This is a genomic window from Roseovarius sp. MBR-78 (assembly GCF_040547535.1).
Lineage (GTDB): Bacteria > Pseudomonadota > Alphaproteobacteria > Rhodobacterales > Rhodobacteraceae > Roseovarius.
Genome location: NZ_JBEPPX010000003.1, coordinates 114,705 through 129,316, shown reverse-complemented (window position 1 = coordinate 129,316; position 14,612 = coordinate 114,705). Strand labels below are relative to the sequence as shown.

Sequence of the window (14,612 nt, the reverse complement as noted above, 5' to 3'; positions counted from 1 at the left end):
GAAACACTGTGTTCACAGGGCGGCCACAGGTGCGGCCCCGCGCGGCAAAAGCACCAGTGCTGCCACCTGCCGCGCGTCCTCTACGATCTGGCCCGGAAAGGTCGTGCCTGCGTCAAACGGGCCTGCCGCGCGGGCAAGGCGCGCCTCGAATCGGGGGCCGGGGCCGAGGGTCACGGTCATGTCGGCGAAATCCAGCACCGTGGTGATGCGCGGATAAAGCGCCTTGTAGGCGGCTTCCTTGGCGCAGAACACGCGCCGCGCCGCGCCTGCATCCGCCGCCTCAAAGGGCAGGCAGACCAGCGCCGCGACATCCTCGGGCAGGGGGGTGGCGGGTTCCAGATCAAGGCCAAGCCCGTCCCAGTCGCGCGCGCGCCCGACCAGCGCGAGGCAGGTGGTGGCATCGTGGCTGATCGTGCCGATGACCCCCTCGGGCCAGACCGGCGCGCGGTCACGGCCCATCACGATGGGGGCATCCGACAGGCCGAGCGCGGCCATCGCCGCGCGCGCGGCGCGCCGCCCGGCGGCGTATTCGCGCAGGCGCGCGGACGTCATGCGCGCGGTCGCGGGCCGCTCCTCGGGGCAGAGCCCGTCGGGGGCCGCGCGCGGATCGGCCCCCGCCAGCGCCAGCCCCGGCGGCAGCATCGCGCGCAGGGCCGCGACAAGGCTCATCCCCGGCGCGCGGACCGCATGGCGCGGCGGCGGGCCATCGCCTCGGCGCGGGCCTCGGCACGGCCCGAGGCCGCAGGCGACGGGCCGGGATCGTTGGCCGGGTCGGGCGTGTCGCCGCGCAATTCGGCCACCCGCGCGGCCAGCGCGCCGAGTTTCGGGCAGCGGAAGATATCGGTGATGCTCAGCCCCGCCACCCCAAGCGTGGCGCGCATCTCGCGATGCGCCTGCACCGCGAGCAGCGAATGCCCGCCAAGGTCAAAGAAACTGTCCTCTGCGCCGATCTCGGACACCCCGAGGATGTGCGACCAGATTTCCGCGATCTCGGCCTCAAGGCGGCCGCCGCGGGAGCCAAGGTCGCGCACGGCACCGGGGCGCGGGGCAGCGGCGCGTGCGGCTGCGGGCGCGGGCAGCGCCTTGCGATCCACCTTGCGGTTTGGCGTGAGCGGAAAGGCATCGAGCGTCACCAGATGCCCGGGGATCATATGCGCGGGCAGGTGCTGCGCCAGATGCGCCTTGAGCGCCTCCGCCGCCGCCGTGCCGCGCAGATAGGCCACGAGGCGGGGATCGCCGGGGCTGTCCTCGCGCAGGATCACCACGGCCTGCTCGACACCCGCGCAGGCCTCCAGCACCGCCTCGATCTCGCCCGGCTCGATCCGGTGGCCGCGCAGCTTCACCTGCCCGTCGGCCCGCCCGATGAACTCGAGCCGCCCATCGGCGCGCCAGCGCACCCGGTCGCCGGTGCCATAGATGCGCCCCCCCTCGTGAAACGGATCGGCGCGGAACCGGTCCGCCGTCAGATCGTCGCGCCCCAGATAGCCGCGCGCCACGCCCTCGCCGCCGATCCACAATTCGCCGGATTGGCCCACCGGCACCGGCTGCATCCCGGCATCCAGAACATAGGCCCGCGTGTTGGCAATCGGCGTGCCGATGGAACAGGGGCCGGGGGTGTCCTCGGCGGGGCCGGTGGTGGACCAGATCGTGGTCTCTGTGGGGCCATACATGTTGGTGACCCGCGCCTTTGTGAGGCCGCGCACCTCCTGCACCAGGCTACCCGGCAGCGCCTCGCCGCCGAGCATCAGGTGCCGCACCCGCCCCAGCGCGTGGCGCGCCTCGTCATTCATCGCGATCATCCGCGCCATCGACGGCGTGCATTGCAGATGGGTGACGCCGTGGCGCAGGATCTGCGCGGCGATCGAGAAATCATCCTCCGCGATGGTGCCCGCGCGGTTCGAGTGCTCCAGCACCCGCGCCAGCGGGCGCAAGCCCTCGAGCACCTGCTGCGCGGGGATGCCATAGTCGATCAGGCAGGCCACCTCGTCCACGCCGATACGCTTCAGCGCCTCGACGCGGGCAACGCCATCCTCGACGGTGCCGAAAAGGCCCGAGTCGTTGAAATACCGCTCGAAGGCGAAATCGAGGATATCCTCCAGCTCGTCTTCCTCGAGCGCGCCGAGATCGAGATCGAACGCGTTATCGACGCCCTTGGGCCGCTTGAAGGCCGGGAAGGCCCAGGCGAATTGCTTGATAAGCCCCGCCGCCGAGCGCAGATAGTCCTTCATCGGCCCGCGCGCGACGCGCGCCGCCTCTTCGCGGGTATCCGCCAGATAGGTATGCAGCATCAGCGTCACGGTGAAATCCGCCGGGTCGTGCCCGGCCTCGCGCAGGGCGGCGTGATAGAGGGCGATCTTCTCGCCCACCTCGGTGATGGACTGCCCCAGAAGATGGGTCAGCACATTGGCCCCATGCGCCCCCGCCTCGCGCCATGTCTCGGGGTTGCCTGCCGTCGTCACCCAGATCGGCAGGTTTTTGGAGACCGGGCGCGGTTGCGTGATGACCGCGTGGGGCGTGCCATCGGCGCGGGGGAACTCCACCGCCTCGCCCGCCCAGAGGCGGCGCAGGTCGCGGATCGCCTGATACATGGCGGGCTTGTTGTCGGGGGGGGTATTCTCGGGGCGCAGGACGAAATCATCGGGATGCCAGCCGCTGGCAATCGCCAGCCCCGCGCGCCCGTTTGTCAGGTTGTCGATCACCGCCCATTCCTCGGCGATGCGGGCGGTGTGGTGCAGGGGGGCCACGCAGCTTCCGGCGCGCACGGCAAGGTTGCGCGTCACCGCCGCCACCGCCGCACCCGTGACCGACGGGTTGGGGTAGGGGCCGCCGAAGGCGTGGAAATGCCGCTCGGGCGTCCAGACCGCGCAGAACCCGTGGCTGTCGGCGAATTGCGCGCCCTCCAGCAGGGATTTGTATTTGTCGCGCCCCGCGCCGTCATCATTGCCCCAATAGTAAAGGCTGAATTCCATCCCGCGATCCGAGGTCGGGATCTGCCCCGACGAGACCAGCGCGCGCGCCTCCTCGCCGCTGAGCACAAGGGTATGACCGCGCGCGAGGGGATAAAACAGCTCCAGCACCGAGATGTCGAAATTGAGGCTGGTCACGCCCAGCCAGACCGCATCCGTCCCCGCCTCGATGCGCGCATCCATCCCGGCGAAGAAATTGGCGAGGTTGCGATGGGTGACCATCACCCCCTTGGGCTGTCCGGTCGAGCCGGAAGTATAGATCACATAGGCCAGATCATCCGGCCCCGCGCCGCCCTCCACCGGCCCCGCCGGGGCTGCGTCAAGCCGCGCGTCGCGGTCGAGCAAGAGCATCTGCGCCGCCCCCTGCGGCAGGGCCCCGGCGAGGCCCGAGAGCGTGACCACCACCCGCGCGGCGCTATCGGCGAGGTAATGCGCCAGCCGCTCGGGCGGATAGGCGGGGTCCATCGGCACATAGGCCCCGCCCGCCTTCCAGATGGCGAGCGCGGCGGCGAGCATATCGACGGATCGCGGCAGGCACAGCCCCACCAGCACACCCGGCCCCACGCCCATCTGCCGCAGCACATGGGCGATGCGCCCCGCGCGCGCATCGAGCGCGGCCCGGCTCAGGCTCTCGGCCTCGAAAATCAGCGCCGTGGCCTCGGGCACCGCGCGGGCCTGCGCCTCGATCAGGTTGTGGACGGGGCGGGCGTCAAAGGGCGTGTCGGTGCGATTCCACTCCTCGATCAGCAGCCGCCGCTCGGCCTCGGGCAGCGCTGCCGTCTCACCCCGGCCCAGCGCCTCGAGCCGCCCTGCCAGCAGCTCCGCCATCGCGGGCGAGAGGCGGGCGGGGTCGTAAACGAGCGCCGGTGCGCCGCTCAGATCGACGGTGAGCGCGGTGCCGGGGATAAGGCCCGCCCCCGCCCGACGCAGCCCCAGATGCGGGCGCGGCGTGGCCCCGAGCGCGGGCAGGCGGGCCAGGAGATCGCGCGAGAACGGCGTGCGTGCGTCGGTGGCCTCCATCTCGGCCTCAAGCCGCGTGACATCGACCGGTGCCCAAGGGCAGGCCATGTCGCACTCCGTATCCTGCGCGGGGCCGGCATAGGCGATATGGGTGGCCTCGCCACCGCCCAGCCGCGCGGCCCATTCGGCAATGGCCTCGACCACCACCCCGGCGGGCAGATCGAGCGCGCGGCGCTCTGCCGGGCCGTCCTGGCCTGCATCTAGCGCGAGGGTGACGGGCCGCATCGGGGCCAGCCGGGCGCGCCAATAGCCCTCGTCGCGCGCGAGGCGGCGCAGCGCCTGCCGGTCCGCCTCCGTGGGGTTTGACAGCACGCAGCCCACCGGCGCAATCGCTGCAAGCGCCACCGCGCCGCCCTCGGGATCGGTGATCGCCGACAGCCGCAGCGCACCATCGCCGGTGGCCACTGTCAGCGTCGTGCCGTCGTTCTCCAGCACCGTGCCCGGCGCGCCAGCCCCCGGCACCGGCGCAGCCTTGCCCGTCAGGAGGACATGGCCCCCGACCCGGATTCGCGCCACGCAGAGCGGGTTGGCATAGCCGCCGTGATCGAGCGCGCGCACCACCCGCGCCAGATCGGCGGCGGGCCGGGTGAGATCGAGCCAGGCCGCCTCGGGCCGGTCATCCCGCGCGTGATAGCTGCGCTGCGTCAGGTCCTGCGCGTGCAGCTCCGGCAGGCCGCGCTCCAGCGCGTCGATCACGGTGGTGAAACTGTCAAGCCCGGCGGCAAAGCATTTGGCGTTGAGGCTCAGCGCGGTCTCGTCGGGGGCGATGTCGATCAGGCGCTGCGTGATGATGCGCCCCTCGTCCACCCCGCCCTCGATCAGGTGCCAGGTGATGCCGTGCTGCGCCTCGCCCGCGAGGATCGCCCAGACCGGCGCATTGAGACCGGCGTGGCGGGGCAGGGGGCCATCGTGGAAATTCACCGCGCCGCGCGTGGCGCGCGCCAGCACATCCTCGGGCAAGAGATCGAGATTGGCGACCGAAAGAATCCAGTCACAGCCCAGATCGCCCAGCCGCCCGGCCAGCCCCGCACCGGGGGCCTCGACGCGCAGGCCCTCGGCCCTTGCCCAGGCGATCATCTCCTCGTGCCGCGTGACCACCGCCGCCAGACCATGCCCGCGCGCGCGCCACGCCGCGCCGCAATGCCGCGCAAGGCTGTCATTACCGATGAGAATCGCCTGTATCATGCCTTTGCCTTTCGACTATTGCCGCCCCGCAGGGCCGCGCCCAGATCGCCCAATACCATGTCGCGCAGGAAATGCGGTGGGCGCGCCGCCCCCTTGCGCCGGATCACGCGCCACAGGCTGCCAAGCGCCGCAGCGCTCACATGCGCCAGCGTGACCGCCGCGAGGTATCCGCGCCCGTGATTCTTGATGTAATAATGCCGCCGCGAGGCGAACCAGTAATCCGGCACCCGCCCCCAGCTCTTCATCCCCGTGCTGACCGAGCCGATATGCACGACCCGCGAGCTTGCCACGTAATGCGCCTGCCAGCCCGCGCGCGCGGCGCGCAGGCACAGGTCGGTTTCCTCGAAATAGAGAAAGAACGCCTCGTCAAAGCCGCCGATAGCGTCGAGCACGTCTTGGCGGATCATCAGGCTTGCGCCCGACAGCCAATCGACGGGGCGGGTGGCCTCGGGCACGGGCAGGGGCACGGCGTGGCGGCGCAAGAGGCGCGAGACCGGCCCGATCCGCGCCGCGCCCTCGAACTCTCCGAGGATCGAGGGGAAGCGAAAGCACGAGACATGCGCCGCGCCGTCCTCTCCCTCGATATGGCTGCCCGCCAGCCCCGCCCGTGGATGCGCCTCCAGATGCGCGACGAGGTCGGCGATGGCACCGGCCTCGGGAAAGGCGTCGGAATTCAGGAAATAGACGTAATCGGGCCGCGCGCCATCCGACAGCCCCGCGCGTACGCCTGCGTTCATCCCCGCGCCAAAGCCGCCATTGCGCCCCGATTGCACCACGCGCACCCGGTCCCACCCGGCCACGCCCGCCGCCATCGCCTCGAACGAGCCATCGCCGGATGCGTTGTCGACGATCACCACCTCGCCGCAAAGCCCCTCCATCGCGCGGCGCGCGGCGCTTGCGGCGCGCAGGCTCATCTCGGGCGTGCGCCAGTTGAGCACGATGGCAAGAACCCGCGGCGCGGTCATTCGGCGGCCTCCCGGTGGGGCTGTGCCGCCCGCGGGGCGGTCTCTGCCGCGGCGAGCGCGCGCCGCATCCGGGTCGCCAGCACGCGCACATTCGGCTCCAGCACCATCGAATCGTGGGTGCCCGGCACCTCTGTCACGACAAGGCGCGGCGCGTGGCCCGACCAGTCGTTATCGGGCAGCACATAGGCGCGTTCGCCGCTCACCCAGCGCCCGCCCGAGACCTGCCATTTCCCCGAAAGCGGCGGGCGGAAGAGATGCAGTGCGCCCCGCCATGGCCGCAATTCGTAGCGCGCGATGGCGCGGTAGAAGGCGGCCTCGATCTCGCGGTCGTGGAACTGGTGCTCCGAGGTTTCCGCCGGGGCCTGCTGGCGGCGCTTGGCGATCTCCCACGCCACCCGCCGCGCGGCCCAGCGCAGCGGGTAGAGCAGCCCGCCCGCCGTCAATTCCTGCCATTGGATCAGCGCGCGGTCGCGCAGCAAGAGTGGGCGGCGGCGCGGCAGCGGCGTGTCGATCAGCACGCAAAGCGCCACCTCCTCGCCCGCCGCCTGCAATTGCTGCGCCATCTCATAGGCGGTGATGCCGCCGCCCGAGAATCCGCCGAGCAGGTAGGGGCCGTGCGGCTGCACCTGCCTTATCTCGGCGATCATGTCGCGTGCGGCGTGGCCGAGGTCGTCATGCGGCGCGTCGCCGCCCAGAAGGCCCCGCGCCTGAAGCCCGTAGACGGGCCGCGCCTCGCCCAGGAGATGCGCGAGGTGGCGCAGGTTGAGCACATTGCCGAACATCCCCGCCACGAGGAAAAACGGCACCCCCGCCCCGCCCTCGCCGCGATGCATCGGCACCAGATGGGTAAAGCGGCGCTCGGGCGCGGCGGGGGCTGTGGGGGCTGTGGTCTCGCTTGCCTCCTGTGGCCCGATCCGCGCCTCGATCAGCGCTGCACAGGCGCGGATGGTGGGCGCCTCGAACAGCACCGAAATGGGGAAATCCACCGCATAGGCGCGGCGGATCATGGCGAAAAGCCGCACCGCTATCAGCGAATGGCCGCCAAGATCAAAGAAACTGTCCTCGGCCCCGACCTGTTCCAGCCCCAGCAGATCGGACCAGAACCCCGCGAGCCGCGTCTCGATCTCGCCCTCGGGGGCGATGAACTCCGCCGCCAGATCGGGCCGGGCAAAGCGCGCGCCCGCGCCCGGATCGGGAGTGGCGGCGGCATCGGCCTGCCGGATCAGCACCTCGGGCGCGAAGGGCGATACCAGCACCTGCGCGCGCGCCGTGGCGCGCACCCGGCGGAATGCCTCGGCCCCCTCGGCGGGGCGGATACCGTCGCGCAGCGCCGCCGCGAGCCGGTCCTCTGCCGGGCTTGCCGGGGTGTGGGCGGTCTCGATGAAACGTATCTCGCCCGCGCGCGGCGGGGTGATGACAAGCCCGCCCTCCTGCCGCCGCAAGGTGAAATCGCGGATTTCCGCAAGCACCGCGCCGGTGGCATCGGTGAGCGTGATATCGAACCGCGCCACCCCGCCCTGCGACGTGCCGTGGCCAAGGCGCGCATGGCTCCAGACCTCGCCGCCCAGCGGCGCAAAGACCTGCACCGCGCCATAGGAGACCGGCACCCAGAGCGCGGCACCCTCATAGCCCGCGATCAGCGGCATCGCCCAGCCGGTGGCGATATCCATCAGCGCGGGGTGCAGGTGATAGCCTTCGTCGCCCGCCGCGATGGCCGGAAGGCGCAGCCGCGCCAGCCCCTCGCCCGCACCAAGCCCGCGCGCCGCCAGCACCTGCCAGCGCGGCCCGAAATCGAGATGCGCCTCCTGCGGGGAGGCAAGCGCGGTGTCGCCCGCGTCTTCCCACGTCTCCATGCGCGCGCGTATGGATTCAAGATCAAGCGGCGGTGGGGCCTGCATCGGCAAAAGCGCGATCTCGGCCTCGGCGAGGCTCACCCAGCCCTGCCGCCCGGCCTGCGCGTGATCGGCCTCGATCCGCACGCCATAGCCCTGATCGCTGCGCACCAGCGTCAGGCGCATGTCGCGGCTCGCCCCCTTGGGCATGTCGAAGGGGCGCAGGAAAATCAGATCACGCAGCGCAAAGGGCAGGCTCTCGCCCTGTGCTTCCAGCGCCTCGGCGATGAGTTCCAGATAGCCGGTGCCGGGCAAAAGCGCCGCGCCGTCGCGGGTGCGGTGCTCGTCGAAGACCCAATGCGTGCCCGCCGAATAGCGCCCGTGAAAGACGCGGTTGCCCTCGGCGTCATGGCTTGCGGCCTCGATCAGCGGGGCGGCCACGGGCAGGCGCGGGGCGGGGGGCGCGGTGCCGTTCTGCGCCGCCACCGCCTCGGCGGCCATGCCCAGCTCGGCCCAGATACCCCAGTCGAGTGCCGTCACGCGGGTCTTGCCGCCCGCGCGCGCACGGGCATAGGCGTTGAGATATTCATTGGCCGCGACGTAATCGACCTGCCCCGCCGGGGCGGTCGCGGTGGATGAGGAGGAACACAGCACCAGCCAGTCGGGATCGCCGTCGGGGAACACCGCCTCCAGCACCTGCGTGCCGTGGATTTTCGGGGTGAACACGTCCTCGATGGTCTCGGGGCCCTTGGTCAGAAGCGGCGCATCGGCGATGGTGCCTGCGGCGTGGATGATACCGGTGACGCGGCCTAGCTGGGCCTCGATGGCGATGCGCGCGGCCTGCATCTCCTCGATATTGCTGACATCGGCGGCGATCACCATGACTGTGCCGCCCAAGGCCTCCAGCCGCTCGACGGCGGCGATGCGGCGGGCAAGCGCGCCGCCCGAGGCGGTGAGGCGCGGCCAGTCGGCGCGCGGCGGCAGGGCGGTGCGTGCCACGAGCGCGATGCGCGCGCCCTCGCGCGTGATGAGATCCTCGGCCAGCGTCAGCCCGATCCCGCCAAAGCCGCCGGTGATGAGCACCACGCCCCCCGGCGAGGGCGTGGCCTCTGCCTCTGCCTCGGGCAGCGGCACCGCGCGCCAGCCCGCCTCGTAGCGCCGCGCGCCGCGCAGCGCGGCGGCGTGGTTGCGCGGCTCTTGCATCAGGTCTTCGAGCACGCGGGTCACCAGCGCGTCATCGGGGGCCCCGCGCGCGGGCAGGTCCAGATCGAGGCTTGAGGCGGTGATCTGCGGCATCTCGCGCGGGATCACCCGCAGCGGCCCGGCCAGCGTGGCCTTGGCGGGGTGGGGCAGCGCCTCGGCCCTGACCTGCGCCGCGCCGGTGGTCAGCGCGGTCAGGTGCAGCGGCGTGCCCAGCCCCTCCTCGGCCAGCGCCTGCGCCAGAAACAGCAGGCTGTAGAACCCCTGCTCCTGCACCCGGTGGAAAAAGCTCGATCCGGGGCGGTGTCGTTCGTCGCGGGTGACAAGCCAGCCATGCACGATCCGCGTGGGCGCGCGGCCCTCGGCCATGAGCGCGCGCACGAGCTGGTCATAGCCCTCGCGCCCGCGTTCGGGCGAGAGAGTAAAGCGCCCCTCGCCCAGCCGCGCAAAGCTGTCGCCCGGCGTGACGCGGGTCACGCGGTGCCCCGCCGCGCCAAGCCGGTCCGCCAGCGCCGCACCAAGGCCCGCGTCATCCTCGAAGATCAGCCATGTCTCGGGCGGCAGCGCGGCAAGATCGGCCGCGCCGGTGATCTCCACCTCCGACAGGCGCGGGTGCCAGTGCGGCGCATGGCCCCATGCGCCGATATCGGCCTCGCGGGCGGGCAGGTCGGCGGTGTCGGCCCCGCGCGCGGTGCCCGGCTCTATGAAATAGGGGTGATGGTCAAAGGCATAGCTTGGCAGCGACACCCGGTGGCGCGGGGCCTCTCCCCAGACCTGATCCCAGTCGATGTCCACCCCGGCGGCCCAGAGCCGCGCCAGCATGGTCATGAAATAGAGATCATCGGCGATGGCGTCCTCGGGGTGGCGCAGGCTGCCGATGACGCGGTCGGCCTCGATCCCCGGCTGCGCCTGCGCGAGCGACGCCAGCGCCTTGCCGGGGCCGACCTCGAGAAAGACGCGATCGGGGTTTTCCGCCAACCGCGCAAGCCCATCGGCAAAATGCACGGTGTGGCGCAGGTGCGACACCCAATATGCCGGGTCGGTCGCCTCGGCATCGCTGAGCCAGTCGCCGCTGCGATTGCTCAGGATCGGGATTTGCGGGGGATTGAGCGCAATGCCGCGCAGGTAATCGCCGAACCGGCCCAGGATCGGCTCGAGCATCCGGCTATGCGCGGCGATGTCGATGGCGATGCGGCGGGTCTCGATCCCCTCGGCGTCAAGCCGCGCGGCCAGCGCATCGAGCGCCGCCTGCGGGCCCGAGGCCACGCTGAGGCCCGGCGCGTTGACGGCGGCAAGGTCGAGCGCATCGCCCAGCCAAGGGCGCAATTCATCGGCGGAAAGCGGCACGCTGAGCATTCCGCCCGTGTCAATGGTATCAAAGAGTTGCCCGCGCAGATGCACCAGCCCGATGCAATCCTCGAAGCTCATGACACCGGTGAGACAGGCGGCGGTATTCTCGCCCATCGAATGACCGATAAGGGCGGTGGGCCGCACCCCCCAGCTCTGCCAGAGCTGCGCCAGCGCGTATTCGGTGATCATGATGAGCGGCAGTTGCACCGAGGGCCGCTTGAGCCGCGCCTCGGCCTCGGCCATGCCGCCCGCGTCGGGCAGCCACAGTGCGCGGATATCGTAATCGAGCCGCTGCCCGAGGATATCCAGCCCGCGATCCATCCAGTCGGCAAAGACCGGCTCGGTCTCGTAAAGATCACGCGCCATGCCGGCATATTGCGCGCCGCCGCCGGGGAACATGAAGGCAACCTCGCGCTTTGCGCCGCGAACCGTGTGGGTAAAGACGCGGCGCGGGTCGCCCGAGTCCAGCAGGCGGGCGGCCTCTTCGTGATCGTGCGCCACCACCACGCGCCGCCGCTCGAACGCACGACGCCCGTGGCGGAGGGTATAGGCCACATCGGCCAGCGGCTGTTCGGGATGGGCGCGCAGATGGGCGGCAAGGCGGGCGGTGCCCGCATCCAGCGCGGATTTGGTGCGCGCCGAGAGCACCAGCGGCATAAACGGCCAATCGGCCTCGCCCGATGCCTCGCGGGCGGGGGCCTCCTCAATCACGACATGCGCGTTGGTGCCGCCCACGCCCAGCGAATTGACGCCCGCGCGGCGCGGGTGGTCGCGCCGGGGCCAGTCGCGCAGGCGGTCGTTGACGGCAAAGGGGCTGCCGTCAAAGCCGATGGCGGGGTTGGGGGCCTCATAGCCCAGCGAAGGCGGCATCTGCCCGTGTTGCAGCGCCAGCGCGGCCTTGATCAGGCTCGCCACGCCCGCCGCCGTGTCGAGATGGCCGATATTGGTTTTCACGCTGCCGATGCGGCAGAAATCAACGGCCTCGGTCGTTTCGCGGAACGCCTGAGTGAGGGCCGCCACCTCGATGGGATCGCCAAGGTAAGTGCCGGTGCCGTGACATTCGATGTAACCGACGGTATTGGCGGTGATGCCTGCAACCGCCTGCGCTTCGGCGATTGCCGCCGCTTGCCCGTCCACGGAAGGTGCCAGATAACCGGCCTTGGCCGCGCCGTCATTGTTGACCGCCGATCCCTTGATCACCGCCCAGATATGATCGCCATCGGCCAGCGCATCGGCAAGGCGGCGCAGCACCACCACCCCCGCGCCCGAGCCAAAGACCGTGCCTTGGGCGCGATGATCGAACGCGTGGCATTCGCCGTCGGGCGACAGGATCTCGCCCTCCTTGTAAAGGTATCCCCGCCCCTGCGGCAGCTCGATCGTGACGCCGCCCGCCAGCGCCATGTCGCATTCGCCGTTGAGCAGCGATTGCGCGGCATAATGCACCGCCACAAGCGAGGTGGAACAGGCGGTTTGCAGGCCCAGCGACGGCCCCTTGAGATCGAGGATATGGCTGAGCCGCGTGGTCAGGAAATCCTTGTCATTGCCGGTATGGCGCAGCAGGAACATGCCGACATCATCGACCAGATCGCGGTTGGAGCAGAGGTTGAACCAAAAGTAACTCCCCATGCCGCAGCCCGCGAAAACGCCGATCGGGCCGGGGAAATGCTCGGGCATGTGGCCTGCATCCTCGAGCGCCTCCCACGCCACCTCGAGAAAGCGGCGGTGTTGCGGGTCGAGGATCGCGGCTTCCTTGGGGCCAAAGCCGAAAAAGCCTGCGTCGAACATCTCAAACCCGTCAAGGGGCGCGGCATAGGGCACGTAATCGGGATGCGCGATGCGCTCGGCGCGCTCGCCCGCGGCGCGCAATTCCGCATCGTCAAGCCGCCGTATCGCGCGGCGGCCCTCGCGCAGCATCTGCCAATATTCGGTGACCGACCGTGCACCCGGCAGGTGCGCGGCCATGCCGGTGATGGCGATCTCCGTGCCGTCGGGCCGGGGCGAACTCATATCACTGGCCATCCTGTAAATACTTTCCGATCATATCGGCTCTGTCGTGCCACGACAATGCGACCTAATTTCGACGATTGCCTGACGATTCTCGCGCCTTGCCTGCGCTACCAGCCCGAGAGCGCCGCCAGACCGGCGAGCGCATCGCCGTTGAGCCAGACCGCGAGCGCCGCCAGCGCAAGGCCGAGCGCGGTCATGACCGCGTCATGGAGCGGGTCCCAGGCGCGCATCCGCCGCGCCAGCCACACCACCACCGGATAGGCCAGCACCATCGCCGCGCCATAGCCCAGCAGCCCGCCCAGCAGCCCGCCCCAATGCAGCCCTGCCAGAAGCGCGCCGATCATCGCCGTGGCCTTGGCGAGCGTCAGCACGAAAAACCGCTGCGAATCGCCCGCCGCGAGCGAGGCCTGATCGTAGGTCATCGCCACGATCTGCGGGATCTGCATCAGCGCCATCACCACCACCACGGCGCCCGCCATCGCGTAGCGGTCATCGTAAAGCAGCCCCACCAGCCACACGCCCGAAAGCGCGAACACGGTTGTGAGCGCCAGCAGCGCCCCCGAGACGGCAAAGCGCATCTTTCGCAACTTGGCGAAATTGGCGGCGCTCTCGCCGGGGGGGCGCTCGCGGTAGACGGGGATCAAAAGCCGCCATGTAAAGAGGTTACCGAGCAGCATCGGGAACGACGCGAGGAAAAAGCCGATATTATAGACGCCGAACGTCTCAAGCCCGAGATACTTGCCGAGGATGAGCTTGTCGGCCTGGTTGAACAGGAAGCCGCAGACCGTGCTGAGAAAGATCCACTTGCCGAAGGTGATGATCTCGGCCAGGGCCGCGCGCTCGATCCGGGGGCGGTTGCGCGCGTCGGGCAGGGTGGCGCGATAGAGCACCAGCGCCAGCGCCGTGCTGGCGAGATTGGCCAGCACCAGCGCCCAGACCGAATGCAGCGCCCAGGCCAGCGCGATGCCAAGGGCCAGGCCCGCGATCTGCACCGCGAAGTCGATCCCCGTCAGGCGACCCCAGCGCAGGTGCCGCTTGGCGGTGTCGAGCGCCGTGGGGTTCAGCCCCGAGATCAGCAGCGCCAGCCCCGCCACGGGCAAAAGCTGCATCAGAAGCGGCTCGCCATAGACCTGCGCCAGCGGCCATGCCAGCGCGCAGGCGGTGAGAAAGAGCACCACCCCGCGCAGCGCCTGCACGCTCCACGCGGTGTCGAGAAAGGCCGGGTCATCGCCGCGCCTGCTTTGCATGATGGCGGGGCTCACGCCCACGTCCGAGAACTGCATCAGCCCCTGGATGACCACGTTGACGATGGCCATGATGCCGAAGGCCTCGGGGAAAAGGAGCCATGCCAGCACCAGATTGGAGGCAAGCCGCAGCACCTGCGTGGCCCCGAAACTTGCCACCGTGAGCGCCGAGGAGCGCAGCGCCCGCGCGCCAAGCCCCTCACCGCTAAAGACTGCCCTGACGGCGCGCATCGTCCCTCGCTTGCCTGCCAGAGCGGGGCGCGTTCATTCGCAGTCACGCGCCCCGCTCTAACTCATTGATGCCGCATGTTTGAGGAACTCAAAACCCGTTCCTGCTCTTGAGTAACATGCTACTGCGTGACCTGTCGCATCATGGCGGCGCTTTCGTGGCAATTTCATTGCAACCGGGTGGTTTTCAGGGCGATGCGGCAGGCCGGATCACCCCCGCGTCACCCCCCGCCAGAGGCCGTCTCCAGGCAATGCCGCCGGAAGGCGCGTTTCAGAAGGTCCAGCTCCTCGCGCAAGAGCGCAATTTCGGCGCGCAGGTCGTAGGCCAGCGCATCGCCCGCCACCAGCGCGAAACTGTCGAGAACCTCGCCGCTGCTGCGGTCGCGGATCAAGAAGGTCTGCACCCCGTCGGCGATGCGGTCGGCGGGCACCGGCACGCGCAGCACCCGGTCGCCGCTATCGGGGCGGGCGATGATCTCGACCCCGTCGAGCGGCTGTTGCAGGTGGGTCACCTCGATCTCGGGGGCGGCGGTGCCCGGCTCTGTCGGCACCAGCACGCCCTCCCAGACGCCCTCGAACAGGCGGGTCTTGGTCAATGTCCAGTCGCTCATGATC

The 14,612-nt window shown here is 70.3% G+C and carries 6 protein-coding genes; all 6 read right to left on the bottom strand.

Features of this window, described 5'->3' with window-relative positions; all coding sequences use genetic code 11:
* Nucleotides 1–12: 12 nt before the first annotated feature.
* A complete protein-coding gene (locus ABIE58_RS03495; protein WP_354543297.1) occupies nt 13–669 on the bottom strand; it encodes a 4'-phosphopantetheinyl transferase family protein in 657 nt (218 codons plus the stop codon).
* On the bottom strand, nt 666–5,171 hold the full coding sequence (locus ABIE58_RS03490) for a MupA/Atu3671 family FMN-dependent luciferase-like monooxygenase (RefSeq protein WP_354543296.1): 4,506 nt from the start codon (nt 5,169–5,171) through the stop codon (nt 666–668). The genes ABIE58_RS03495 and ABIE58_RS03490 overlap by 4 nt, the downstream gene beginning before the upstream one ends.
* Nucleotides 5,168–6,136 (bottom strand): glycosyltransferase family 2 protein, encoded by a 969-nt coding sequence (locus ABIE58_RS03485; RefSeq protein ID WP_354543295.1) that lies wholly within the window; start codon nt 6,134–6,136, stop codon nt 5,168–5,170. Before ABIE58_RS03485 ends, ABIE58_RS03490 begins: the two co-directional genes overlap by 4 nt.
* Complete coding sequence (locus tag ABIE58_RS03480) at nt 6,133–12,537, bottom strand: type I polyketide synthase (protein ID WP_354543294.1); 6,405 nt, start codon at nt 12,535–12,537, stop codon at nt 6,133–6,135. Before ABIE58_RS03480 ends, ABIE58_RS03485 begins: the two co-directional genes overlap by 4 nt.
* A gap of 95 nt (nt 12,538–12,632) precedes the next feature.
* Nucleotides 12,633–14,000, bottom strand: a complete 1,368-nt coding sequence (locus ABIE58_RS03475) for an oligosaccharide flippase family protein (protein ID WP_354543293.1) — start codon at nt 13,998–14,000, stop codon at nt 12,633–12,635.
* Between the two features lie 218 nt (nt 14,001–14,218).
* Nucleotides 14,219–14,608 carry a hypothetical protein gene (locus ABIE58_RS03470; protein ID WP_354543291.1) on the bottom strand — a complete coding sequence of 130 codons (390 nt, stop codon included), beginning with the start codon at nt 14,606–14,608 and terminating at the stop codon, nt 14,219–14,221.
* Nucleotides 14,609–14,612 lie beyond the last annotated feature (4 nt).

Excerpts from the sequence above, each read along its gene's own strand:
- ABIE58_RS03475 (WP_354543293.1), bottom strand. The coding sequence starts at position 14,000 with ATGCGCGCCGTCAGGGCAGTCTTTAGCGGTGAGGGGCTTGGCGCGCGG.
- ABIE58_RS03490 (WP_354543296.1), bottom strand. The coding sequence starts at position 5,171 with ATGATACAGGCGATTCTCATCGGTAATGACAGCCTTGCGCGGCATTGC.
- ABIE58_RS03485 (WP_354543295.1), bottom strand. The coding sequence starts at position 6,136 with ATGACCGCGCCGCGGGTTCTTGCCATCGTGCTCAACTGGCGCACGCCC.
- ABIE58_RS03495 (WP_354543297.1), bottom strand. The coding sequence starts at position 669 with ATGAGCCTTGTCGCGGCCCTGCGCGCGATGCTGCCGCCGGGGCTGGCG.
- ABIE58_RS03470 (WP_354543291.1), bottom strand. The coding sequence starts at position 14,608 with ATGAGCGACTGGACATTGACCAAGACCCGCCTGTTCGAGGGCGTCTGG.
- ABIE58_RS03480 (WP_354543294.1), bottom strand. The coding sequence starts at position 12,537 with ATGGCCAGTGATATGAGTTCGCCCCGGCCCGACGGCACGGAGATCGCC.